Source organism: Elusimicrobiota bacterium (assembly GCA_016182905.1).
Taxonomy (GTDB): Bacteria; Elusimicrobiota; Elusimicrobia; order UBA1565; family UBA9628; genus GWA2-66-18.
Map to the genome: position 1 here is coordinate 126,594 of JACPFR010000004.1, position 24,985 is coordinate 151,578.

20 protein-coding genes and 1 tRNA gene are annotated in these 24,985 nt (G+C 67.0%); 7 read left to right on the top strand and 14 right to left on the bottom strand.

Annotated features, from left to right (window positions below; all coding sequences use genetic code 11):
- The first annotated feature begins 216 nt into the window (after positions 1-216).
- The 5 genes from HYV14_00940 (at position 217) to HYV14_00960 (ending at position 5,643) form a co-directional block, all read left to right on the top strand.
- The gene (locus HYV14_00940) at positions 217-1,257 is read left to right on the top strand and encodes a hypothetical protein (GenBank protein ID MBI2384555.1); all 1,041 of its coding nucleotides are present in this window, start codon (positions 217-219) and stop codon (positions 1,255-1,257) included.
- Positions 1,254-2,420, top strand: coding sequence for a hypothetical protein (locus HYV14_00945; protein MBI2384556.1), 1,167 nt, complete (start codon positions 1,254-1,256; stop codon positions 2,418-2,420). The genes HYV14_00940 and HYV14_00945 overlap by 4 nt, the downstream gene beginning before the upstream one ends.
- The gene (locus HYV14_00950; GenBank protein ID MBI2384557.1) at positions 2,417-2,956 is read left to right on the top strand and encodes a hypothetical protein; all 540 of its coding nucleotides are present in this window, start codon (positions 2,417-2,419) and stop codon (positions 2,954-2,956) included. The genes HYV14_00945 and HYV14_00950 overlap by 4 nt, the downstream gene beginning before the upstream one ends.
- Positions 2,957-3,169: 213 nt before the next feature.
- Positions 3,170-4,009: a hypothetical protein gene (locus HYV14_00955; protein MBI2384558.1), complete on the top strand. Its 840-nt coding sequence runs from the start codon at positions 3,170-3,172 to the stop codon at positions 4,007-4,009.
- Positions 4,006-5,643, top strand: a complete 1,638-nt coding sequence (locus HYV14_00960) for a hypothetical protein (GenBank protein ID MBI2384559.1) — start codon at positions 4,006-4,008, stop codon at positions 5,641-5,643. The genes HYV14_00955 and HYV14_00960 overlap by 4 nt, the downstream gene beginning before the upstream one ends.
- 148 nt (positions 5,644-5,791) lie before the next feature.
- On the opposite strand, the gene HYV14_00965 is transcribed toward HYV14_00960, so the two are convergent.
- The 13 genes from HYV14_00965 to HYV14_01025 form a co-directional block, all read right to left on the bottom strand.
- A complete protein-coding gene (locus tag HYV14_00965; GenBank protein ID MBI2384560.1) occupies positions 5,792-6,754 on the bottom strand; it encodes a hypothetical protein in 963 nt (320 codons plus the stop codon).
- Between the two features lie 2 nt (positions 6,755-6,756).
- Positions 6,757-7,821 carry a TonB family protein gene (locus HYV14_00970; GenBank protein ID MBI2384561.1) on the bottom strand — a complete coding sequence of 355 codons (1,065 nt, stop codon included), beginning with the start codon at positions 7,819-7,821 and terminating at the stop codon, positions 6,757-6,759.
- 18 nt (positions 7,822-7,839) lie between these two features.
- On the bottom strand, positions 7,840-8,250 hold the full coding sequence (locus HYV14_00975; GenBank protein ID MBI2384562.1) for a biopolymer transporter ExbD: 411 nt from the start codon (positions 8,248-8,250) through the stop codon (positions 7,840-7,842).
- Entirely contained in the window at positions 8,250-8,678 is a 429-nt protein-coding gene (locus HYV14_00980) for a biopolymer transporter ExbD (protein MBI2384563.1), read from the bottom strand. Before HYV14_00980 ends, HYV14_00975 begins: the two co-directional genes overlap by 1 nt.
- Positions 8,679-8,688: 10 nt before the next feature.
- A complete protein-coding gene (locus HYV14_00985) occupies positions 8,689-9,303 on the bottom strand; it encodes a MotA/TolQ/ExbB proton channel family protein (GenBank protein MBI2384564.1) in 615 nt (204 codons plus the stop codon).
- 18 nt (positions 9,304-9,321) lie between these two features.
- A complete protein-coding gene (locus tag HYV14_00990; protein ID MBI2384565.1) occupies positions 9,322-12,660 on the bottom strand; it encodes a tetratricopeptide repeat protein in 3,339 nt (1,112 codons plus the stop codon).
- Positions 12,661-12,662: 2 nt separating this feature from the next.
- Positions 12,663-14,474, bottom strand: a complete 1,812-nt coding sequence (gene thrS / locus HYV14_00995; protein MBI2384566.1) for a threonine--tRNA ligase — start codon at positions 14,472-14,474, stop codon at positions 12,663-12,665.
- A 28-nt stretch (positions 14,475-14,502) separates the two neighbouring features.
- Positions 14,503-14,577, bottom strand: a tRNA-Val gene (locus HYV14_01000).
- A 258-nt stretch (positions 14,578-14,835) separates the two neighbouring features.
- Entirely contained in the window at positions 14,836-16,215 is a 1,380-nt protein-coding gene (locus HYV14_01005) for a penicillin-insensitive murein endopeptidase (protein MBI2384567.1), read from the bottom strand.
- 80 nt (positions 16,216-16,295) lie between these two features.
- Complete coding sequence (locus HYV14_01010; protein ID MBI2384568.1) at positions 16,296-17,951, bottom strand: glycosyltransferase family 39 protein; 1,656 nt, start codon at positions 17,949-17,951, stop codon at positions 16,296-16,298.
- Positions 17,948-18,367, bottom strand: a complete 420-nt coding sequence (queF, locus tag HYV14_01015) for an NADPH-dependent 7-cyano-7-deazaguanine reductase QueF (protein ID MBI2384569.1) — start codon at positions 18,365-18,367, stop codon at positions 17,948-17,950. Before queF ends, HYV14_01010 begins: the two co-directional genes overlap by 4 nt.
- A complete protein-coding gene (locus HYV14_01020; protein MBI2384570.1) occupies positions 18,357-20,573 on the bottom strand; it encodes a copper-translocating P-type ATPase in 2,217 nt (738 codons plus the stop codon). The genes queF and HYV14_01020 overlap by 11 nt, the downstream gene beginning before the upstream one ends.
- Positions 20,570-21,400 carry a hypothetical protein gene (locus HYV14_01025; GenBank protein MBI2384571.1) on the bottom strand — a complete coding sequence of 277 codons (831 nt, stop codon included), beginning with the start codon at positions 21,398-21,400 and terminating at the stop codon, positions 20,570-20,572. Before HYV14_01025 ends, HYV14_01020 begins: the two co-directional genes overlap by 4 nt.
- Before the next feature lie 78 nt (positions 21,401-21,478).
- Here HYV14_01025 and HYV14_01030 point away from each other — a divergent pair, with 78 nt between their 5' ends.
- A complete protein-coding gene (locus HYV14_01030) occupies positions 21,479-22,105 on the top strand; it encodes a hypothetical protein (GenBank protein MBI2384572.1) in 627 nt (208 codons plus the stop codon).
- Here the strand turns inward: HYV14_01030 and HYV14_01035 are convergent.
- On the bottom strand, positions 22,095-23,435 hold the full coding sequence (locus tag HYV14_01035; protein ID MBI2384573.1) for an aspartate aminotransferase family protein: 1,341 nt from the start codon (positions 23,433-23,435) through the stop codon (positions 22,095-22,097). The two genes, HYV14_01030 and HYV14_01035, sit on opposite strands and share 11 nt — an antisense overlap.
- 88 nt (positions 23,436-23,523) lie before the next feature.
- On the opposite strand from HYV14_01035, the gene rlmD reads away from it, so the two are divergent.
- Complete coding sequence (rlmD, locus tag HYV14_01040) at positions 23,524-24,933, top strand: 23S rRNA (uracil(1939)-C(5))-methyltransferase RlmD (protein ID MBI2384574.1); 1,410 nt, start codon at positions 23,524-23,526, stop codon at positions 24,931-24,933.
- The last annotated feature ends 52 nt before the right edge of the window (positions 24,934-24,985 follow it).

Below are 24,985 nucleotides of genomic sequence, written 5' to 3' on the forward strand. Positions count from 1 at the left end.
AAACGCCACTTAGCGATTCTTAGCGCCAGTCTCACTCTCCTCGCAGGTCAAAGCTTCGCGCGTGAACCGCAGGCCCCCCCCTCTCCAATCGCAGAGGGAGCCTCCTCGCAAACTGGGACCATCCAGACCAGGCCCAATTCCAGCGGCTACGGGGCCGTGACATTGTATGTCGGGAAATACGGCGAGACCATAGAACTCCCCTATTACTGGTCCACCATGGTCGAGGTGAAGGGTGAGACGGAGGTCGTGTACTTCCATCGCAATTTTTCCGACGACAAGGGCCTCGCTCCATTCAAACCGAAGCCGTCGAATTACAAGCTAGATGATTTCGCCCGACTGGAGCTCATGGAACTCATGGTCATTCCCAAAAGGGCTCCCGGCGGCCTCCGTAGCCTAGCGGAGTTGCGCGCCGCCAAAGACAAAGAGAGCGCGAAAGCCGGCGCCGAGTACCGAATGGTCGATGAAACCAATGAGTACGCATGGCCTCGCGGGACATTCCATGCCAGAACCACACGACCTTACCGCGCCGTCCAAACCTACACCGAGTCGCAGCATGAATTCTTTATTCTCACGACCGGCGGCATTCTGAACGAGGGAGATTTCGGTCTCAGCGCAAAGCGCGCGGAGGATTACAACTACACGCTCGATCGCGCGCTGGAATCGCTTCGAAAACACGTCATTTCCGGTTCACACCCGTCCCAGGAGGATTCCTCGTCCGGGAATTTGTTCATTCCCGCCGGCGAGTTGTCCCCGCACTTTTTTTCGAGCTTCAAGGCTTTCCGTTTCGTCATGCTCTTCGGGATTCTCGGAGGGGCGCTGACGGGCCTCGCCTTTTGGCCGGGGACGAGCGTTCGTGCCCGCCGGACGAGGTACTTCGGCAGAAGCCTGTTCGTCTTCGCGCATCTCGCCGCGTTGGCCGGATTCATATCCGTCTACCTCCCCATCGCCATCACCGGCGTAAAATGGCGGGTTTCGAACGACGCCACTCTTCTTCCCGTGATGCTTGTTCCACTGATCAGCGCTTTCGCGGCCCGCCGCCTCGGGAGTGCCCGCGCTGGGCGAGTCCTGGTCGCGACGGGCGCAATCGCTGTGCTTTGGGCTCTCCTGACGATCCTGACCCGGGGTCCCGGCGACCGACTGCCCGCCGAATTCGGTGTCTTCGGCAACACCGTGATCCTCTACTTCCTTGGACTGGCGTTCGGAACCGCATTCGCCCTGTTCATCGACCATTCACTTGACACCGGGGAATCCCGATGAAGCCCCTGGTCATCGCGGTCCTGCTGGCGTTCGTGGTCTCCGGGGCTCATGCGCAGATGATCAGACCGGACCATCAGGACTTGGCCGGGAGAGTCGCCGATCCGGAACTGCGAGCCATGACCGAGCAGGTGCTGCAGCGGAAGAACCATTATTACGTACAAGAGGCGCTCCGGAATCTGGACAAGAAGGGCGAGAACTTCACTTTAATGCGGGTGGAGGTCACCGGCGTCATGTCAAATGACGACACCGGCGCATACGACAAGAACCTATTCGAGACCCAAATCAAGCCGTCATTCTCCGCCCTCGAAAACATGACGGCCCTGGAAAGGGCCCGCTATAAGTTCCAACGTCTCATCGACCCAGCTCATACCGGCGAGCTGGTGGGCGATGCCGTCGAATACGCGAACGCGGCGAGGGGCGTGACGACCGAGAATGCACGAAAGAAGCTGGCGGCTTACCAGGACGCGGAAATCAACGAGCTCGTCGCTCACAGCTGGGGCTGCGAGCTGGTCTATGCCGCGATCTTGAACGGAGACATCCGTCCGCCGAAGAAGCTGATCGTCGTGGGAGTTCCCGACAACGATCGGAAGAAATGGGCACTCCTCGCGGAGTGGACGGGGACGGAAGTCCACTGGACACGCGCGGAGAACGACGCCGTCAGAAACGCGCAGGACCGCGCGGCGCAAATCGGCTTGGACGCGGGTGCCTCGGTCGATTTCAAAGCGAAGTGGGACGCGGTCTGCGCTTCGGGGACGCCTAATACACGAACCTGCCATCCGCACGAGCGAAAATCCAAGCGGGTGATCATCGAGAAGATCGGCAAGATACCCGGGATGATCGGACATGCCCGTACGGAGTATTATGATGTCCTGAAGAAGAAGGACGTCCTCAAGCAATCGCACCAACAGCTCCGATCCGCAATGATCGACAGCTACGAAACGGAAACAGAGCGCGTGAAGAAAAGGGCCCTCGAAGAAGCAGTCGTCGAAGCGCGCGGACTCGTCGCCGAGGCCCGGTCGCAGGCCAACATCGCCCGGCGCGATCACGACGAACGCCTGAAAAACGCCTACGCCGACCTGGCCCGGCGGTCCTGCGATCACCCGGGAAGCGTGTCTCAGGCGGAATTGGATGCACTCCCAGATCTTACGGAACGGACGCGATGAACACCATGCCGCCCGGCCTTGGGGATTGCAGCGGATTGTTGTACGGCATGCTTCTTAAGGGCGCGACCGCGGATCAAATACGCGCGTGGTCCGAGCGGGAAGACCCCGCACCCGCGAAGCCCGAATCGAACCCGGTTCGAGCCGTTCCGATCATTCCGTGGGATCCCGCGCCGATCCGAGGCACCCCCATGGGCGTGTTCCCGACTCTATTATCCGCGGCGAGGGACCTTTCCGTCACCGCCTGCGGAACTCCCGACCGCGTCTCTATCGATAGCGTCCTGACCATCCGGCTCGGCGATACCGCCTTCTCGCGGAACGACGAGCGGATCGCCGACGAATCAGCGCTCGGTCTCGGGCCCTGCGAGAGCCGCCTTTTCCGCCGATTGATCGAAGTCATCCGCAACGGGGAAGGACCCGGGATCACCGTCCGCTGGGTGCAAGAGACCGCCGCAGCCTACCGCCCCGCCCCGGTGTATTACCCTCCTCCGTCGGGAGGACGGTGCGAGGATTACGGAAACCTCCGCTGCCCCCATTAAAAAAGAAGGAGACTCTGTCTGGGCCAATAGGGTCTCCCCGCTTACAGGGCGAAAGACCCTCGATGGATTGCTCAACTTCCAGTATCCTTAGACCATCAACTCTGTAGCTCGGGGGATCGGCCCCGGGGTATCCACGATCCGGCCTCAACCGGATGAGTCCAGAGAAGCGGTTGAACGCCGCTTCAATTTGATTCTGGACCGAGGCCACAAGAGATGAAGACCGCCGCCCTCGCCGCGCTGCTCACCTTCATCGCCGGATGCGGAAAGCCCGAATCCCCGGCGCCAGTGGCGCCGCACGCCCCTGCGCTGGCGATGCCCACGCAGACTAATGAGAAGCACCCAGTCCCCGATGAGATCAAGAAGCTCGACGCCCTAGTCGACGCCGACCAAAGGCTCGAAGACAAGAATACGCGCACCATGGTATCACCCGCGCCCGCCGGGTTCACCCCCGAACCCATCGGGCGAAAGGTTCACCTCAGGCTCGTCCTCGAGAAAACGAAGATCCGCGTCGGAGAGCCCGTTCGATATCGCCTCGAGATGACGAACGTCGGCCGGGCGCCGATCAATTACATCGAATACGACTCGAGCGTCTTTCGTTGGGGCGGATTGCTTGATTCGCTTCGAACTATCAGGTTCATGCTCACCGACGCCAAAGGGCGGAGTCATCGCCTCGAGCCCACGCTTGGGGGCAGGACGGAACCGTTAAAGCCGATGTCCGCCCCATTCACTGCCGAACAAATGGCCGAGAGCACGGCGAGCACGACTTTCAGGGCCAGAATCGGCCCCGGGGAGACTCTCCGAAGCCTCGGCGACGGGGATTCCCCCTCGGAGCCGTTCCGGACGATGATCGTCCGAAATGAGTTCAAGACTCCGGGCCGCTATCGCATCCACGTCGAATTCGACGATCGGCCGCGGCCTCTGACGGAAACCTACATCGAGATGGCGCTTCATTACAAAACACTCGAAGCGATCAAGAAGGACCACGCGAAATGGGTCGCCGATGCGTTGGGCCCCATTTCCACCGACCCCGTAGAGTTGGAGATTGTGCGATGAGGCGCGCGTTCCTAGTCTTCATCTTGACGACGTCGCCAGTACGCGGGTTCGCCGCCCTCTGCTCGGTCGCCAACGCCGGTGTTCCCTGCGCGCCCGACCCGGGGCCTGATACGGATGCGGCAAAGCAGAAAATCCTCGATTTGATCACCGCTGCGCAAGTCGCCGAACAAGACATCGCGCCTCTAAGGGCGGCATACATCGCCATCCGCGGCACGACGGCTCCGAATACAGACAAGCTCGCGGCCGCCCAAGCGTACCTTGCTGCCTACACGATCCAAGAACAGACATATCAGAAAGCGATGACTTTGACCGCCGACCTATACCATGTCAAACCTCGACACGATGGCCCATTCGAAATCCAGGCGCCGTCCGAACCAGCGGACGCCTATGTCGCCAAACTGACGGCGCGATGGAACCCCCGTGTCACTGAATCCGGTAAAGGGGTGATCCTCGCGGTGAAGATCGACGGGACGGACGGCCGGTCCCACTACAGCGGCACGATGGCGATGGACCCGCGCAAACCCCGCGGCCGAATGGCGCTCACCACGGCGGATGGTCGCGTCCTCATCCTCAAGGAAACATTCGCGATCGCCCGGGAGCGCGACAATCCCGGCTATCTCGCGCGTGTCCTATATCACGAATCCCAGCATTTCGACCGGCTTTCCTGGAAGGATAAAAAAGGGAAACGGCACGGCTGGCAGCATATCGACAAGGAAGAAATGGCCGCGTATAAATTCGACTTGGATCACATCAGTGCGTTCGGACTCAAGCAGAAGGATGTCGACGAGATTCGACAGAATTACATGGACTATGGCGCAGCCGTGCTCAGCGGCGTCCCTCTGGACGACAATACCCTCACCCCCGCGCAAGAAGCCGTCTGGAAGAACCACTATGAGAACATCCAGGTCAATATCGAGAAGGAATTCTCGCGACTGGCGGAGAAAGTGGCAGCCGAACGCGCCCGGCAAGAAGCGCTGCAGAAACGGATCGAGGAAGAGAGGTTGGCCCGCGAACGCCAGGAGGCGGAGCGCAAGGCTCGGGAGGATGCTGAGAGTGAGCGCCAGGCGAAGCAGCGTGCGGAACTCTATGCGCTTCAGGAAACAGAGAACGAAGTCGCGCGTTGTTGGTATCGGCTCAACTACATTAGCCGCACCGATAGAAGGATAATCGGCTTCAAGGATGAGGACTATTCACATTATTTCACGCCGGGCCCCCTTGATTTGCCAGGTCTAAAAACAGTTCTTTTGGTCACGCGGGCGTGCGATCTGGTTCGCGCCGGGATCCCCCCTGAAAAGATCAAGGCTTGCAATGATTCCGCCGCAAGTCTTCAAAATCCGATGAGCTATCCCCTTCGAGCCAGAATCGACCATGCGAATGAGTTAAGCAATCGAGAATGCGTCGACTACATCCTGTCTAATTCATCGAATATCTCGGATTCGGGGTCGTTCGACAAAGTGGTCAGGGCATATCAGAAGACCATCATGAAGAAAAATTCGGACGCCGCAAAACGGGCCCGGGAAGAATCGGCTCGCGAGGAACGCGAGCGGAAGCGTGCGGGGCGTGGAGAAGGGACTCATCAGCCGCAAGACCCCGGCTGCTCCGTGGAAAACGGCGTCAATGGCTGTCCAAGATGAACCGTTGCAGGTCTGGCGCCGCATCGATCACATCATTAATCGGTGACCCGATCATTCGCCGCCGGGTTTGGGGCCCATCGAGCGATCCCGCGTGCTGGCCCGCTTGAGCCATTAACCCCCGCGCCCGATCAGGCGACGCCGCGCTCCTTCACCGGTTGAGCAGGACGATCTCGGCGCGCTGATCGGAGAACGGCGCCCGCGTCGCGTCGACGCCGATGTGGCGCGTGGCGACCATCAGCTCGCGCAGCAGGACGTCCTGGATGGCCTTGGCCTGCGAGTCGCCGAGCTCCTTGGTGTTGGCGAACACGCGCACCGAGATCGGGATGCCGGAGTACTTGCGCTTGATGAGATCGACGGCCGAGCGCAGCAGGTCCTGGCCCGCGGCGGACTGGACCTCGGCGGCGTTCTTGCTCGTGCCGAACAGCGCGGCCGAGTCGAGGCTCAGGTGCAGGCCGGTGTCCTCCTGGTGGACGATGCCCTTGAACAGCAGGGGCTTGCCGACCGTCGTGCGCGGCGAACCGTCGGGGCTCGTGAAGGTGTAGACGGCGGAATACGAGCGTCCCGCCCGCACCCACTCGCCCTGCTCGTTCTGGCCGGTCCACAACAACTCCTCGGGCGGATCGCCGGAGCCGGAGTAGTTGTGGAAGACGCGGCCTTCCTCGTCGGCGATGGTGAGGCTCCAGCCCCACTTGCGGCCTTCCTTGCCCTCGAGCTTGCCGCCGAGGAGCGCCTCGAGCTGCTCCTTGATCTTGAAGCCGATGCCCGAGCGCTGGCTGAACGTCGTGCGCCAGGGCTGGATGACCCGGTCGTTCATCAGGATCTCGGGATGCGTGCGGCGCCAGGACACGGTGAGCGGCGACACCGCTAGCAGCAGGTTCTCGTCCGGGGCCAGCGACGGGCGGATCGTCTCGAAGGGGTCCACCTCGATCTTCAGCGGCGGCTTCTGATCCTGGAGCTTGGAGCCGGCGCCCTCGGCCTTGATCACCACCTCGGCGGGCATCCCCCCCGACGGCGCGGCGGCGGCGGCCGCGGCCGCGGGCGGCGCCGGCGCCTGGGCCGAGGCGTTCGCGGCGAGCACGGCCATTGCGGCGAGAACAGAGGCGGTTTTCATGGTCACTCCAGGATGAAGCGGAAGGTGATGACTCCCCATTGCGCGCCGGAACCCGGCGCGGGGGCGAAGGTCCAATCGCGAAGGCTGTCCATGCAGAGGCGGTCGAGGCGGCCGTAGCCCGACGTGCGTTCGACGCGCATCCCGGGCATCACGGCGCCCCCGGCGTCGACGTTGAAGCGGATGGCGACCTCGGCCTCCATCATGCCCTGCGTCCGGGCCCACTCGGGGAACTTGGGGATGACGGCCGAGACGACCTTGCGGTCCTTGAGCGGGCCCTCGATCTCGACGCCTTTCTTCGGGCCGCCCTCGGTCGCGGCGGCGGCCTGACGGCGCTCGAGCTTCGGGGCGACCGCGTCGATCTTCTCGAGCCTGGGGGCGATCGCCGTCTCGGGACGCTGCCGCAGCACGAGCTGATCGGGCAGGACGGACAGGCCCTTGCGGGTCGAGACGGGAGCGGGCGCCTCGGCCTCCTCGAGCTTGGCGGCGGCCATCGCGACCTCGCGGCGGCTCGTCGCGCGCGGGGCCTCGAGCGCTCCGCCCAGCAAGGTCGTCGCCTCGCGGCGCTTGTCCTCGAGGGCGAGGGCCTCGGGAAGGTTCTTCACGCGGCGCCGCCCGACCTCCTCGAGCTTCGGGAGGGCGGCCAAGGTCTGCGCGGCGCGGCGGCGGCTCATCGGCTCGGCGTCGATCTTCGCGGCCGAGACGCGGGAGCGGGCGAGATCGAGCGCCTCGAGCTTCGGCGCCAGCCGGCGCGTGCTCTCCTCGAGCTTCGGAGCCTCCGCGAGCAGCGGCTTGCGCGTCTCCGGGAGCTTGACGTCCACGGCCGCGAGCTCGGCCCGGCGCGGCGCGGCGGGCAGGGCCATCTTGAGGAAGTCCATCGTGGAGATCACCGGCTTCGGCGTCCCCTCGACGGGGCGAGGGCGGGCGGGCGCGATCAGCAGGTCGACGCCCTCGACGATCTGCGCCGCCTGCTTCGGGCCCTCCTTGACGAGGCCCATGAACAGCACGAGGAAGCCCGCGTGGACCGCGAGCGAGATCAGCACCGACGCCGGGACTCGTGCCTGGTTCATCCTTCTATGACACCCGCATCATTTCAGCTGTTCCGTCGCGATCGTCAGCGACTGGGCTCCGGCGTCCTTCGCCCGGGCCATCAGGTCGGTGAGCTGGCCGTGCAGGGCGTCCTTGTCGGCGCGCAGCACGACCATCTTGGATTCCTTCGCCGCCAGCGCGGACTTGAGCGCGTCGCCGAGGAGCTTGGGGTCGGTGAACTTCTGGGCGTCGATCGCGTATTCCCCGTCCTTGGAGAGCGTGATCGTGATCTTGTCGGCCTCTTCCCCCTCGTGCGTGTGGGCGCTCGGCAGGTCCACCTTGATCGGCGGGTCGGAGAACATCGGCGCGGTCACCATGAAGATGATGACGAGCACGAGGCACACGTCCACGAGGGGCGTGATGTTGATGTCCGTGATCGGATCGTCCGACTCGATGTTCGAACCGGCCATCAGCCCCCTTCCTCCCCCTTCATATCGGCCTTCATCACCGCGAGCTTGAGGGCGCCCGCCTGCTTCGACGCGTCGAGCACCTCGACGACGAGGCCGACCTTGTTCGTCGCGTCGGCGGTCACGATCACCATCTTGTCCTTGCTCGAGGCGAGCGCGGCGGACAGCACCCCGCGGAAGGTGACGCCGTCGGTCTTCGTGCCGTTGACGGTGATGGCGCCGTCCGGCGTGATCCTGATGTTGACGTTCTCGTCGACGGAGGCCTTGCCCTCGGCGTTGGAGCGCCGGGTCTCGAGGACCTTGATGCCGAGCGTGACGGCCATGGGCGCGACGGCCATGAAGATGATGACGAGCACGAGGCAGACGTCCACCAGCGGGGTGACGTTGATCTGCGTGATCGGTTCGTCTTCTTTCTGGCTGGCTCCGGCCATGGGTCCCCTCTTACTTCGCCCCGAGCATCACGAGCAGGCGCGCGGAGGCGATCTCCATGTCCACGGTGATCACCTTCAGGCGCCGCATGAAGTAGTTGTACAGGATCGAGGCCGGGATGGCGACGAGCAGGCCCGCCGCCGTGGCGACGAGAGCCTCGGCGATGCCGCGGGCGACGACCGCGGGGCCGCCGGTGCCGGAGGAGGCGAGGTCGCGGAAGGCCTTGATGATGCCGACGACCGTGCCGAACAGCCCGATGAAGGGCGAGATGTTGCCGAGCGTGCCGAGGACGCCGAGGAAGCGCTCGAGCTTGACGCGCTCCTCCTTGAGCTTGGTCAGCATCAGCTCCTCGAGGTCCTTGCGCGAGCGGGCGGCGTGCAGGAGCCCGTAGTGGACGACCTGGGCGACCGCGGACGGGTGCTTCTGGCAGTAGGCCGCGGCGGCGTCGGTCTTGCCCCCCTCGAGGCTCTTGCGCACGTGGCTGAGCACGTCGTCGGGGCTCGCCTGCGCCGACCGGAAGTACCACCAGCGCTCGAGCGCGAAGGTGACCGACAGGATGGAGCAGAACAGCATGATGACGAGGGTGAAGCTCTCGCGGAACAGCGCCAGGATGTGGATTTCGCCCATCTCTTTGTCTCCTCGGGACTACTGGATATCTTCGGCCGCCGGCATGCCCGGCAGGTTCGGCTCGGACGGGGCTTCCCCGCCGCGGCGGCCCTTGGCGCCGGACTTCGCGGGCTTCTTGCCGGCGGGCTTCTTCGCCGGGGCCTCGTCGGCGGGCATCACCATCGTGCCGCCGCCGTCCGGGGCGACCTGCTCGTCCACGTCGGGGGTCGCCTTCGGCGCCGCCTTGCGGGGCTTCGCCCCGCCGGCGGACTTGCGCAGCAGCGCGGCGCGGGCCGCGGCCTTCTGCGCGAGGTCCTTCGGCGCCGCGCGCGCGTAGTCCTCGTACACGTCGGCGGCGGAGGCCGAGTCGCCCGCCTTCTCATAGGCCTCGCCGAGCTTGGCCAGCGCCTGGAGGCGGAACGCGGAGTTCAGCGGCTTCATCGTCCGCATCTTCTCCCAGGTCGCCTGGGCCTCGTCGGGGCGGCCGGCGGCCGTGTTCACCTCCGAAATACGATACATCACCTCGAGCGCGAGCTCCCCGTCCGCCTTGCCCGAGTTCTTGATCGTCTCGAGCGTGGCGACCGCGCCGTCGAAGTCCTTGCGGTCGCGCTGGATCTGATACGTCTCCCACAAGGCGTTCTGCGCCTGCGCGTCGCCGGGCTTGGCGGCCGCGACGTACTTCTGGTAGGCGTACTGCGCCATGTCGAGCTTGCCCAGCTTCTTGTACGCGAGCGCCAGGTTGAACTGGGCGGGCGCCACGTACGGCGAGGACGGGTACTCCTCGATCAAGCGGGAGTAATGGCGCGTCGCCTCGTCGAACTTTTCCAGGTTATAGTACGCGCTCGCCAGATGGAACACCGCGAGGGGCGTGTCCTCGGACTTCTCGAAGTTGCCGAGCAGCCGCTCGTAAGCCGGGATGGAATCCTGCCACTTGCTCTGGTTGAAGTAGCTCTCGCCCAGGTAGAACTGAGCCTTCGGCAGCTCGGGATGGTTCGTGAAGTCCACGGAGAACTTCTGGAAGTCGACGGCGGCCGCCGCCCAGTCCTTGGACTCGAAGGCGCGGCGCGCGAGGCGGAACTGCGCCTCGCCGCCGATCGGGGTGCCGGGCTGGGAGGCGACGATCTGCCGCAGGCTCGCCTTGTAGTCGAGGCCGCGGTTGCGGTCGAAGACGCCCTCGAGGATGTCGAGGCCGTCGTTGGACTCCGGCGCCGCCGGGAAGGCGGCGACGAGCTCCTGGACCTGCTTGATCGCGGCCGCGTCGTCCTTGGCGTTGAAGGCGGCCTGGGCGATGCGCAGGTGCGCGATCGGCGCGCCGGCGCCCTTCGGGTCCGCGGCCAGGATCTCGCGATAAGCCGCGATGGCCTCGCCGTACTTCTGCGCGCGGAACAAGGTGTCGGCGATCTGGGAGCGGGCGAGGGTCGCGTCCTTCGCGCTCGGGTACTCGGCGACGAGCTTGCGCCACAGGTCGATGGCCTGCGTGTAGAAGCGCTGGTGGTAGGAGCTCATCGCGGCGCGATAGAGCGCGGACGGCGCCTCGGGAGCCTTCGGGTTCTCGCGGGCGAACTTCTCGTAGAGCTGGTAGGAGTCCTCGTAGTTCTTCTGGTTGAACATCGAGTCGGCGATGCCGAGCTCGTTGAGGCCGGTGAAGGAGAACGAGGAGGTGGCCACCGCCATCATGTCCTTGAGCTTCTGGCGCGCCTCGAGGGCGAGCGTGTCCTCGCCCTTGTAGGAGTGGCACCAGGCCAGGCCGTCCTGCGCGTAGAAGGCCGCGGGATCGTCGGGATACACCTTCAGGATCATCTCGTAGATGACCGCGGCCTCGTCGACCTGGTTCATGCCCAGGTAGGCCTCGGCCGCGTACAGGTAGCTCATCGAGCGCCACTTGGATTTCGAGGGCGGGAGATGCCGGAAGATGAACTGATAGGAGGTCAGGATCGAGTTGAACGCCTTCTGGTCGTACTGGTTCTTGAGGATGGAGAAGAGAGCCTGCTCGGCGATGTCGGAGGACGGGGCCAGGTCGATGATGCGCTGCAGCGACGACGTCGCCTCGACGTAGCGCTTCAGCGCGATCTGGGAGTTGGCCATGATCAGGTAGATATTTTTAGCGAGGACGTGATTCGGGTACTGAGCGACGAAGTTCGACCCCGTCTGGATCGCCTGCATGTAGTCGCCGACCTGGTGCTGGCACCAGGAGAGCTTGAAGTACGCGAGCGGCGTGATCTTCACCGCGTCGGGGTACTGCGTGATCACCTTCGTGTAGGCGAACAGGGCCTCGCGCGTCTGGCCGGCGACGAGGTGCGACTCGGCGATGAAGAACTGCGCCAGCGGCGCGAAGAAGTCCTTCGGGTAGCGGTCGAGCACGGCCTGGAAATTGGCGCGCGCCTCGACGTAGTCCTTCTTCTGGAAGTAGGACGAGCCGATGCGGAACAGCGCGGACACGCGCAGGGGGCTCTCGGGGTAGATCGCGATGAAGGCCTGGTACTTGGAGATCGCGCCGTTGTAGTCCTCGGCGAGGAAGAACGAGTCGCCGATGAAGAATTGAGCCTCTTCTTTCAGATCGGAGTCCTTATAATCGCGGATCAGGTTCTCGAAGGCGGCGGCGGCGAGATAGGCGCGCTTGGACAGCAGGAAGGTCTTGCCGAGGTAGTACTGCGCCTCGGCGGTCTTCACCTGCTTGAGCGCGCGCTCGGCGCTCGCGTAATCGCCCTTGTGCAGGGCCACGATGCCCTGCGCGTACAGCACGACGGGCTCCTTCAGGAAGGTCGGGAACGTCTCGCCGAGAAGGAACAGGTTGGCCTCGGCCTGGGAGAACTGCTCGAGCGCCAGGTCGGCGTAGATGATCCCCATCAGCGCCTCGGGGTTGATGTAGGCCTTCGGGAAGCGGCGGTCGACCTCCTTGAACTCGGCGACGGCCTTCTCCCAGTCCTTCTCGTTGTAGGCGACCTCGCCGAGGCGGTACTGCGCCGAGGCGCCGAGACCGGATTTCTTGTCGCCGACCACGGACTCGTAGGCCTTGCGGGCGTCCTGCAGGGCCTTCACCGCGGCGGGATTCTTGGGGGCGAGCAGCCGGGCCGAGGATGTCTTCTTGGCGGAGGCCTCCGCCTTCAATATCGACAGCGCGTGCTGCATGTACGCCTCGCCGCGGAGGAAGTCCGCGTCGGCGACGCGCGGGGAGCGCGGGAACTGGGCGGTGAAGTTCTCGAAGGCCGAGACGACGGCGAGCTTGTCGCGGCCCGTCTCCTGGAACATCTGCGTCGCGGCGTTGAACCCGGCCTCCTCGGCGGCGGCGTCGAAATCCGGCTTGGCCGCACGGACGGATTCCGTGGCCGTACCGACGGCGACTATCGAGAGGGTCACGGCGATCAGCAGTGTCTTCATTCTTATCCTTGGGCCGGCGCCTGCGCCGGCCAATCCGAGGCCGTGCGCTTCTCGTCGGCCTCCGTCTTGATTTTCGCGATGAACTCGTCCGCCGTCTGGCCGTTGAACTGGCGGCCGTCCTTGAGGCGCACGGAGATCGTGTTCGAGGCCACGTCGTTCGGGCCGATGATCACCATGTACGGGACCTTCTCGAGCGTCGTCTCGCGGATCTTGTGGCCGATGCGCTCGCGGCGCAGGTCGGCCTCGACGCGGAAGCCCGCGGCCTCCAGCTTCTTGCGGAGGGCCTCGGCGGACGCGTCCTGCTCCTCGGTCAGGGTCAGGATCTTGACCTGGACCGGAGCGAGCCACAGCGGGAAGTTCCCCGCGTAGTGCTCGACGAGTATGCCGAAGAAGCGCTCGATCGAGCCGTACAGCGCGCGGTGCACCATCAGAGGCCGGTGCCGGTTGCCGTCGGAGCCGACGTACTCCATCTCGAAGCGCTTGGGGAGGTTGAAGTCGAACTGCACCGTGGACAGCTGCCACGGGCGGCCGATGGCGTCGATGAGCTTGACGTCGATCTTGGGGCCGTAGAAGGCGGCCTCGCCCTTGCACAGCTTGTAGGGCGTGCCGCGGCGCTCGAGCACGTCGATGAGCGCCTTCGTCGCCCGCTCCCACTCCTCGGCCTCGCCGACGTAGTCGCCGGGCTTCTCGGGGTCCCAGGTCGAGACCTCCATCTTGTACTCCTTGAAGCCGAACACCTCGAAGACCTTGAGCGCGAAGTCGAGGCAGCCCTCGATCTCGGATTCAATTTGGTCCGGAGTACAAAAGATATGCGCGTCGTCCTGGGTGAACCCGCGCACCCGCATCAGCCCGTGCAGCACGCCCGAGCGCTCGTAGCGGTACACCGTGCCGAGCTCGGCCAGGCGCATCGGCAGCTGCTTGTAGCTGCGCAGCCCGCCCTTGTAGATGAGGATGTGGCAGGGGCAGTTCATCGGCTTGAGCATGTAGTCGGCCTTCTCGACCTCGATCTCGCCGAACATGTTCTGGCGGTAGAAGCCGGTATGGCCGGAGACGTTCCAGAGGTCCTTGTTGGCGATGTGCGGCGTGTAGACCATCTGATAGCCGCGCTTGAGCGCCTCGGCGCGCAGCCAGTCCTCCATGATGAGGCGCATGCGGCCGCCCTTCGGGTGCCAGAAGATGAGGCCCGGGCCGGCGAGCTCCTCGATGGAGAACAGGCCGAGCGCGGGGCCGAGCTTGCGGTGGTCCCTCTTCTTGGCCTCCTCGAGCATCTTGAGGTGCTGCTGGAGCTGCTCCTTGGTGGGCCACGCCGTCCCGTAGATGCGCTGGAGCATCGCGTTCTTCTCGTCGCCGCGCCAGTAGGCGCCGGCCACGGTCAGCAGCTTGAAATGGCGGATCTGCTTCGTGCTCGGCGTGTGGCCGCCGCGGCACAGGTCGGTGAAGGTCGAGTGCGTGTAGTGCGTGAGCTTCTGGTCCTTGAACTGCTCGAGGAGCTCGAGCTTGTACTTCTCGCCGCGGCCCTCCCAGTACTTCTTGGACTGCTCGTAGGTGACTTCCTCGCCCTTGAACTCGTGGTTGCCCTCGACGATCTGCAGCATCCTGCGCTCGATCGCCTTGAAGTCGGTCTCCGCGAAGCGGTGCTCGGAGTCGAAGTCGTAGTAGAACCCGTGCTCGATGGCGGGCCCGATGGTGATCTTCGTGCCGGGGAACAGCTCCTGCACGGCTTGGGCCATGACGTGCGCGCACGAGTGGCGCAGGGCGTCGAGGGCCTCCTGGGAGTTCGGATCGGCGGCGCGCACGATGTCGGCTGCGGGCATGTTCAGCGGGGCTCCTGGGGCAAAAAAATGGTGCCCAGTATAGGATTTGAACCTATGACCTCTCCCATGTCAAGGGAGCGCGCTACCACTGCGCCAACTGGGCACGAAAAACGGAACAAAGAGCGGGACGACGGCGTTGATATTATCATGTCAGGGGGCGGGGAAGCAACTTATGACTAATTTAGCGCTATCGTGTTACGGTTTCAAGGCATATACGGAAGTGTTACCTTATAGTCCTATGACGAGCGCATGGGTCTGGGTCGATTTGGCAGGTTTGTTGGAGGTCGCGCGCCTGGCCTGCCTCGGGCTGATCCTCACCGGGATCGTCGGCCTCAAGCTCTGCGGGGACTGAGCGGAGACCTTACTGGACGCGCAGGTGCAGGTGATTGTCGTGGCCGGGCCAGTGCGACATCAGCGCGGCGGCGCGCGCACGGTCCGGGGAGTCGCCCGCGGCGGCGAGGACCGCGCCCTCGAGGTGCTTGGCGATGAAGATGTGGGTCGGCTTGAACTCGGGGTCGGGGTTGGCGAGGATGGCCTGGATCAGCATCCAGTTGCGCTCGGCGTCGAAGCGCACCGCCCGCCCGCCGTAGCTGCCCGTGAGCCCGTCGCGCCCGCCGGCGAAGCGCACGAAGTTCATCGCGTCCACGGCCCTGCCGCTGCCCGCCTCCGTCATGTAGAACCCGATGTCCACGTCGCGGCCCGTCTGATGCGACGCGTGGCCGCCGAGCCGGCCGCCGCCGGCGCTCGAGATGTCGCCGACGGCGAGGTCGGTCTCCGCCTTGCCGGTTCCGCGCATGTACGCCGCGATCATGCGCAGGCCGTCGACGAGGGGCTTCGTCCCCCAGTTCGTCGAGCGTCCGGCGTGGATGAACTTGTAGCCGAAGCCCTGGATCATCTCGATGCCGCTGTAGAAGCGGTTGCGCACGGAGCGCGCGACGCCGCCGACCCACTGGCCGGCCGTCGCGATGCCCTCGGAGACGTACGCCGTCGTCGCGTCGTACGCGTTCGAGATCCGCTGGGTGAAGGTCGGCGCCGAATAAGCGGCCGGCTGGGGCGGAGAGACGGAGAGGGCCCCGCGGTACTGGACCGGGAGCTGGCGCTCGGGGGCGTAGGCGGCCGGGCGGATGTGCGCGTCCGGCGAGGCCGACGGAGCGGCCGCCGAGACCGAGCTCTCGACCTTCGGCGCGAACATCGAGCCGGACGACCCGCCGTCGAACAGGCCGTTCGCCAGCGAGGCGTCGGACGAGTTCCTGCGCAGGTTCTCGGGGATCAGCGCGTCGCGGCGGCGGCGCACCTCGGCCACGCGCTCCTCGGTCGTCGGCTCGAAGGAGACGCGTCCCGGGAAATCGCGGCGCAGGCGCTCGAGCTTGGCGCGGCACTGGGTCTTCGTGGTCCGGCCGCGCTTCCACGACAAGGTCTGGCCGGACTCGTCGGCCTCGCCCTCGACTCCGGCCCCGAGGCGGTTGGCGGCGGCCTGCGCCTCCTTTTCCCGCTTGGGCGAAGGGACGGGAGCCTTCCCCCCCTCGGCGGGAGCGGCGGCGGGATCGGACAGGCGGACGGCGACCGCCGGGGCGTCGCAGGCGTTCTTGATCTGCTCGGCGGGCTTGACCGGGACCGCCTTGACCGGCTCGACCTTCGGCGCCGAGCCCGAGGGCTCGCCTTCCTCGGCGCGCACGGGCGCGGAGGCTCCGAGGAGGAGCGCCGCCAGGAGGACGCGGGCCGCGGGGCCGGGAGGGGTCATCTCCGGGAGGATAGCCGATGAACCCGTTCCGCGCCAGCCCTTAAGACCCAGGCGTCAATGGGCCTTAAGGCCTAGGCGGCTCAGCGCCGGCGGCGGAACAGCGCCAGAGGCCCCGCCTTCGGCGAGAAGTCGCGGAACAGCGGGTCGGGGTTGTTCTGCCACAGCAGGCGCGGCGCCGAGACGAGGACGGGCTCGTAGGCCGCGCTCGTCGCGAGGGCGGCGAGCTCGATCGACGCCTGGGGATCGAGACGCAGCCACGGCGAGATCAGCAGCCAATCGGGCTTGAGGAACTCGAGCTCCTCTTTATAGACCGGCTTGACGCCGGCGGCGAACATCAGCGACAGGTGGTCGGCGTCGGAGTAGGCCGTCTCCCCCCCGCGCTCCCGGATCGCCCGCGCGGCGGACTCGACGTAGCCCTCGGGCCCGCGGACGAGCTCGCCGGCGAAGCGCGCGAGGTCGGAGCGCGGACCGGCGTCGCGCAGACGCTGGCGCATCATCCCCGACACGGTCTCGGCCGGAGCCGCCGGCGCGGCCAGCAGCGCGGCCGCCTTCAGCGGCAGCCAGCCCGCCCAGTTCACCGCCGCCAGCGCGGCCGCCAGGGCGAGCGCGGGCGCGGGGCGGCCGCCGGCGAGCTCGGAGACCCAGCGCCCGCCGAGATAGGCGAGGGCCGGGAGCGCGCCCATCAGATACCGCCCGTAAGGCTCCGCCGCGAAGACGCACAGCAGGCCGAGCGTCGCGGCGAGCCAGAGCCAGGCCAGCCTTTCCATGTCCCGGGAGCGGACGGCGTTGACCGCGAGCCAGACGAAGGCGAGCGCCGCCGCGACGCGCGAGGACGCCCCCTCCGCGACGAGGCCGCAGAGAAGGACGAAGCCCGCCGCGACGAGCCACCACTCCCGGCGCTTGGCCGCGACGGCCGCGGGAAGGAGCGGCGCGGCGGCGAACAGCGCGATCCACATCAGGAACGTCTTGAGGAACTCGAGCGCCTCGACCGGCGCGTAGAGGTGGTTGCCGGGACGGTCCCAGACGCGGAAGTACCAGATCGCCGGCAGGGCGAGCGCCGCGGTCGCCGCCGCCGCGGCCTGGAACCGCCGCCCGAGGCACTCGCGCCCGCGCAGGGCCGCGTCCGCGGCGAGGGCCAGCGCCGCGATCGCGAAGAAGGCGAACAGGGAGTGCAGCAGCAGGAGCAGCGCGAGCGCGAGGCTGGCCGCACCGCCCTTCTTTCCGGCGAGCAGGCGGCGCCACGCCAGCATCGTCAGGACCGAGCCGAGCGCGGTCAGCGCGTAATAGCGGGACTGGCGCGCGAAGAGGAGGAAGGCCGGCGACAGCGTCAGCAGGACGGCCCCCGCCTCCGCGGCCCAGGGGCGGTCGCCGTCGTCCTCGAACAGGCGCGGCAGCAGCCATAAAGTCAGCAGGGCGGCCAGCGCGAAGGGCAGGCGCGCGGCGAAAGGGGTGGGCCCGAAGACGAGGAACGAGGCCGCGGTCAGGTACACCGAGAGCCAGGTGTTCCAGACCCAGACGCCGGAGGAGTTCCCCTCGAAACGGGCGAGCGTCGGCTGGGTGGTCACCAGCGCGCCGTCGAGGGCCATGCGGGGGACGCCCGCCTCCCGCACGGTCGCGGCGCGCAGCGCGGTCTCGGCCTCGTCCTGCCAGAGCGCGGGGCGGCCCAGGCGGAACAGCAGCAGCAGCGCCCCGGCGGCGAGGAGCCCGGCCCGCAGCCGCCGATCCGCGGGGATCAACGCGGCCCGAACGCCTTGCGCGGCCAGCGGGCGGTGATCGTGGACTGCATGCCGCCGCGCGGCGTGAACTTGCCGACGACCTCGAGCCAGACGGGCTTCGTCGCCTTCGCGACGTCGTCGCAGATCCGGTTGACGGCGTTCTCGTAGAAGATGCCCATGTTGCGGTAGCCGAGCATGTAATACTTGAAGCTCTTCAGCTCGAGGCATTCCTTGTTCGGCAGGTAGCGCACCGTGATCGCGCCGAAGTCGGGCAGCTTGGTCTTCGGGCACACCGAGGTGAACTCGGGGACCTCGATCTTGATCTCGTAGCCCTTGTACTGGTTGGGCCAGGTCTCGATCGGCGGCAGGGGCGCGTCGGCGCCGGACAGCGACAGGTCGGGGTTGTAGCCGTAGATCAGGGGCTTCTTATTGGACATCTCGTCTCCTCAGTCTCAGGGAATTCAAAGCGACGGAAATCGAGCTCAAGGCCATCGCCGCGCCGGCGTACTCCGGGCGGAGCAGGACGCCGAACCGCGGGTACAGCGCGCCGGCGGCCACGGGGATGAGCAGGAGGTTATAGACGAACGCCCAGGCCAGGTTCTCGCGGATCACGCGGCGGATGCGGCGGCTGAGCTTGATCGCGCGCGCCAGGGTCATCAGGTCGGGGTTGAGCAAGGTCATGTCGGCCGACTCGATCGCGACGTCGGTGCCGGTGGCCAGCGCCACGCCGACGTCGGCGTGGGACAGGGCGGGGGCGTCGTTGAAGCCCTCGCCGACCATGGCGACCTTCTTGCCCTCGGTCTGGAAGCGGCGCACGATGCCGGCCTTTTCCTCGGGTCTTATCTCCGCGAAGACGGTGCCGATGCCGCACAGCTCGGCCGCCCGGTAGGCGGCGGCGTTGCGGTCGCCGGAGACGAGGTAGACCTCGAGGCCCATGTCCTTGAGCGCGGCGACGGCGGCCGGGGCGGACGGGCGCAGGGCGTCCTCCATCTGGAACGCGCCCAGGAGGTCGGACCCGAGGGCGACGCCGAGCAAAGAGCCGAACTCGGAGAAGCGCATGGCCTGGTCGGCGGGGATCGAGACGCCTTCCTCCTTGAGCCACGGCAGGCTGCCCGCGCGCACCTTCAGTCCCCCGGAGGTCACGAGCACGCCGCGGCCGGGCAGCGCCTCGAAGGAGTCCACCTTCGGGGCCGCGACCTTGCGCTCCTTGGCGAGCGCGACGATCGCGGCCGCGAACGGATGCTCGGAGCGCTCCTCGCAGGCCAGCGCCCAGGAGAGCATCTCGCTCTCGGTCCCGCGCAAGGTGATCGCGCCGGCCGCGCGCGGCCGGCCCTCGGTGAGCGTGCCGGTCTTGTCGAAGAGGACGACGTCGAGCTTGCCGACCTCTTCCAGGATCTCGGCGTTCCTCAAGAAGACGCCCATTTCCGCCGCGCGCCCGATGCCCGCGACCACGGCGAGCGGCGTCGCCAGGCCCAGCGCGCAGGGGCAGGCCGAGACGAGCACCGACACCGCGCACGTCATCGCGAGCAGGAAGCGGGGCTCCGGCCCCCACCGCATCCACAGGACGGCCGTCAGGATGGAGAGGCCGATGACCACCGGCACGAACCAGGCGGCGATCTTGTCGACGTAGCGCTGGATCTTAGGCTTGGTGGCCTGGCTCTCGCGGACCGCCTCGACGATGCGCGCCAGCGCCGACTCGTCCCCGGGACGGACCACGCGGACCTCGAGGGCTCCGCCCTTGTTGAGCGTGCCGCCCCAGACGCGCGAGCCGACCGTCTTCTCGACGGGCTGGCTCTCGCCCGTCAGCATCGACTCGTCGAGCGTCGAGCTCCCGGCGACGACCTCGCCGTCGGTGCCGATCTGCTCGCCGGGGCGGACGCGGACGGTCTCGCCGACCTCGACCTCGGCCAGGGGCACGACGACCTCCTCCCCGCCGCGCAGGACGCGGGCGGTCTTGGGCGCCAGGCGCATGAGCTTGGCCACGGCCTCGCTCGTCTTGCCGCGCGTGCGCGACTCGAGCCAGCGGCCCAAGGTCACGAACACGATCAGGCCGCTGACGGCGTCCCACTGGGTGACGCGGGCCGCGGGCGGAAGGGTCTCGGGGAACAACACGACGTAGGCGCTGTAGAGGAACGCGGCCCACGTGGACACGGAGACCAAGGTGTCCATGTCGGCGCGGCGGCGGAGCAGCGCGCGGGAGAAGCCCTGGTGGAAGTGCCAGCCGCCCCACAGCTGCACGGGCACGGCGAGGAACAGCGCGGTGTAGGGAGATAGCCCCAGCATGTGCGCCGTCATCAGCGGGATGGAGAAGACGACCGCGACCTGCAGCCGCGTCATCAGCGCGCGCTGCTCGGCCTGCTGGGAGAGCAGGCTCATGGACTCGGCCTGCGTGCGGGACTCGCTCTCGCCGAGCACGTCGTAGCCGGCCTTCTCGATCGCGCGCCGCAGCGAGCGGACCTCGAGCTTGCCCGGGATCGGCGTGAAGTCGACGGCGACCGTGCGCGAGGGCAGGTCCACCGACACCGCCTTCACGCCCTCGAGCTTCGTCAGAGCGCCCTCGACCTTCGCCACGCAGGACGCGCAGTGCATGCCGCGCACGGGCAGCACGACGCGGCGGGCTCCGGCGGCGGGGGCGGTCTTCATTGCAGGCTCCTCTTCCAGTCCCGCTCGAGCTCCTCGAGCGTCCGCCACGAGCCGGGAAAGCCCTCGGCGACGGCCTGATCCAGGTTCTTGTCGTAGCGCAGCGCGCCCAGGAACTGGGAGAAGCCGATGCGTCCGCCGCGCTCGATCATGAAGCGGACCATGCTCTCCGCCTGCGCGTACCAGAGGCTGACCTCGTAGGCGCGCTCGGTGGCGGGCACCAGGCGGATCATCTGGTCCATCGGGATCGTCTGCGAGCGCATGGTCCCGCGCACCGACGAGAACAGGTCGCCCTGGCCGCGGGAGCCCACGGCCTTGTTCTCCTGGAAGACCGCCAGGCCCTCGTTGACCCAGCGGTGGTCCGGGTTGACGCGGCCCATGTACTCGAACCAGATCAGGTGGGTGATCTCGTGGGACAGCACGGCGTCGACGCGCGCCGACGAATAGGTGTAGATCGCGTTGCCGACCGCCACGCCGCCGGACCAGTCGGGCTGTCCGGTCTTCTTGCGGTACTCGTCCTGCGTGCCGTAGACGACGATCTGATACAGGCCGCGCGGCATGAACGAGTTGAGGCCGGTGTCGGTCATGATCCGCGTGTAGGCGGCCTCGGCCTGGTTCGAGACGCCGAGCACGGTGTCCTGACCGTAGGCCTTCACCTTGAAGTGCAGGCTCGAGTTCTCCTGCGCGCCCGCCTCGAGGCCGGGATAGACGCCCTCCATGACCCCGGAGTAGGAGCGCCCGCGCCCGTCGTCCGGCAGCTCCCCGGGATAGGGGATGCAGCCGGCGGCCAGCGCGAACGCGGCCGACGCGAGCGTCAAGGAGCGGATCACGAGGCCATTCTATAAAATTAAGGCAGACGACTCATCCCCGCAATGTCCTCGGAGAGCCTTGCTTGGTTATAATGCGCCATGCGGCGACCCGCCCTTCGATGGCTCGGCTGGACCGGCTTCGGCCTGTTCCTCATCGCCGCCGCGTACGCGCTGCTGGCGATCCTCTGCCGCTATCGCGCGGGCCAGCCGTTCCCTCCGGGCCTCGACCCGTTCTGCGCCGTCCTGCCGCTCAAGGACTGGACCGGCTTCCTCTCCGGCGGCTACCTCCTCTTCTTAGCCGCGTTCTATTCGTACTGGCTCGCGCGCGGGCCCGGCCGGGTGCCCTACCTGGTCGTCGCGACGGGCGTGCTGATGCTCGTGCGCGATCTGTTCCTCCTGCTCACGCCGGTCGGGGCGCTGCCCGGGCTGATGCCGCTGTATCGAGGCGGCGTGGCCTCGGGCATCCACGGCACCTTGCTCTTCGACCAGGAGCTGTTCTTCTCCGGCCATACCGGCGTGCCGTTCCTGTATTTCCTGCTGAGCCGCGACCGCAAGCCGGTCGCCCTGGCGTGCCTCGCCGTCTCGCTGCTCAACGCCGCCGGGGTCCTGCTCACGCGCAACCATTACTCGCTCGACGTGCTGGGCGCGTTCTTCATCGTGCCGACGATCGGCGCGATCACGCGGCGCCTGTTCGGCGCCCTGGACCCCGAGGCCGCTAAAGCTTGAAGGCGTCGAACGCGTCGGCCAGGATGTCGAGGCCGCGGTTCAGGTCGGCGTCGGAGATGACCAGCGGCATCAAGGTGCGGATCACGTTGTCGTGGACGCCGGCCTTGATGACGATGAGGCCGCGGTCCTCGCAGCCGTGCAGGATCTCCTTGACGCGCGCGGGCGCCAGAGGCGCCTTCGTCTTCTTGTCGGCGACGAGCTCGACGGCGCGCATCGCGCCCAGGCCGCGGGAGTCCCCGACGAAAGGGTACTTGTCGCGGAAGCCGTCGAAGCGCTTCTTGACCGTCTCGCCGATGCGGCGCCCCGCCGCGACGAGCTTCTGCTCCTTGACGATCCCGAACACCGCGAGCGCGGCGGCGCAGGACATCGGGTTGCCGCCGTAGGTGCCGCCGACTGCACCGGTCGCGACGGAGTCCATGACGTCGGCCCGGCCGACGACGCCCGAGAGCGGCATGCCGCCGCACAGCGACTTCGCGACGACCATGAGGTCGGGCGCGATCCCGTCGTGCTCGATGGCGAACATCTCGCCGGTGCGCCCGAAGCCGGTCTGGACCTCGTCGACGATCAGCACGATGCCGTGCTTGTCGCAGACGGCCCGAAGGCCTTTCAGGAAGCCGGGCGTCGGGACGATGAAGCCGCCCTCGCCCTGAACCGGCTCGACGACGATCGCGGCCACGTCCTCGGCGGCGCAGTCGACGAGGAAGAACTTCTCGAGCTCCGACAGACAGTACGCGGTCAGGTCCTCCGCCTTCAGGCCGTGGGGCGGGCGGTAGGCGTAGGGATAGCGCGCGTGGAAGATCTCCGGCGGGACGGGGCCGAGGCCCTGGCGCAGCGGCTTGTACTTGCCGTCGAGCGCCAGGCACAGCAGGGTCCGCCCGTGGAACGCGTTGTCGAAGCTGATCACGGCCTTGCGCTTGGTGTAGGCCTTGGCGTACTTGACCGCGTTCTCGATCGCCTCGGAGCCGCTGTTGAACAGGATCGCCTTCTTGGGCCCCTTCCAGGGCGCCGCGGCGATCAGCTCGCGGCAGACGTCGAGGTAGCCCTCGTAGGCCGCCACGTGGAAGCTCGTGTGAAGGAGCTTGCCCGCCTGCTCGCGGAGCGCTTCGACGACCTTCGGGTGGCAGTGCCCGACGTTGAGCGCGCCGATGCCGCCGGCGAAGTCGAGGTACTCCTTGCCGTCGACGTCCCAGACCTTGGCGCCGAGCCCCCGCTCCAGGACGAGGGAGGTGTAGGCGGCGGTGCCGCTCGAGACGAGGCGGGCGCGCTCGTCCCACAGGGCGGCGTTGCGGCCGGGCTTCTTCACGGCGGAGGAGGAGGCTTTGGCGGTCATGACGGGATTCTATGAAATCGCCGGACGTTCTCGACAGGCCGAGCTGTTTCCGGAAACAGCTGCCCCCTTAGTTTGGTATCATCTCGTCGTGGAACAACGAACCGCCTCCCCCTCGATCGGCGAGATCCTGACGGTCAAGGTGGACCGCATGGCCCCCGCCGGCGACGGCCTCGCGAAGGCAGAGGGCTCCAACCGCGTCGTGTTCGTGCCCGGCGCCGCCCCGGGCGACCGCCTCGAGGTCGAGGTGTTCGACGCGAAGTCCAACTTCGCCCGCGCCCGCGTCAAGAAGGTCCTGTCCTCGGGCCCCGAGCGCATCGATCCCCCGTGCCAGCACCACGCCGCCCCCTCGCGCCCCGGCCCGTCCTGCGGCGGCTGCGACTGGCAGCACCTCGCCTACGAGAGCCAGCTCAAGCACAAGCGGGAGATCGTCGCGGACTGCGTCTCCCGCATCGGGAAGTTCCCCGAGGCCGACAAGCTCGTCCTCCCGACCTTGCGCGCGCCCAAGCCCTTCGGCTACCGCAACAAGGTCCAGATCCCTTTCATGCCCGGCCCGAGCGGCCCGCGCATGGGCTTCTTCTCCGCGGGCTCCCGCGAGATCGTGGACATGAAGGAATGCCCGATCCAGCCGGAACTGTCGGCCCGCATCGCCTTCACGGTCAAGGCCATGGCCATCGCCCGCGGCTGGACCTACTTCGACGGCAAGACCGGCCGCGGCTGGCTGCGCCACCTCTACATCCGCACCAACGCCGAGGGCCAGGCCCTCGTCGGCCTCGTCACCACGCATCAGGAGTTCCCCGACCGGGAGGTGTTCGCCGCCGAGCTGCGCGCCAACCACCCCGAGATCGTCGGCATCCACCAGAACATCAACCCCGAGCGCACCTCCGTCGTCCTCGGCCCCGTGTGGCGCCGTCTCTGGGGCCAGCGCGAGCTCGAGGAGACCTTGGGGCGCTTCCACTTCTCGGCCTCCCCGGGCGCCTTCCTCCAGGTCAACACGCCGGCCGCCGAGGTCCTCTACGACGCGGCCAAAGACGCCGCCAAGGAAGGCGGCAAGAAGTTCCCCGTCGGCCTCGACCTGTACTGCGGCGTCGGCACCCTCACGCTGTGGCTGGCCGACGCCTTCCCCAAGGTCCTCGGCGTCGAGGAGAACAAGGACGCGATCAACGACGCCTACCGCAACGCCGAGCGCAACCGCGTGCGCAACGCCCGCTTCAAGGCCGGCCGCGCCGAGTCCGTGCTGCCGAAGCTCGCCAACGAGCTTCCCGACAACACCTGCGTCGTCGTCGACCCTCCCCGCGTCGGGCTCTCCCAGCCCGTACGCCGCTTCCTGACCGATAAGAAGATCAAGCGCCTCGTCTACGTCTCCTGCGACCCCGCGACCTTCGCCCGCGACGCCGGCTTCCTGTCCCACTCCGGCTACGTCCTGCGCCGGGTGCAGCCCGTCGACCTTTTCCCGCAGACCAGCCATGTCGAGCTCGTGGCGCTGATGGACCGAAAGTAGGCCTTTAGACCCAGACGTTTCGGGGGCCAAAAGGCCTTGCGTTTTGGCGGTT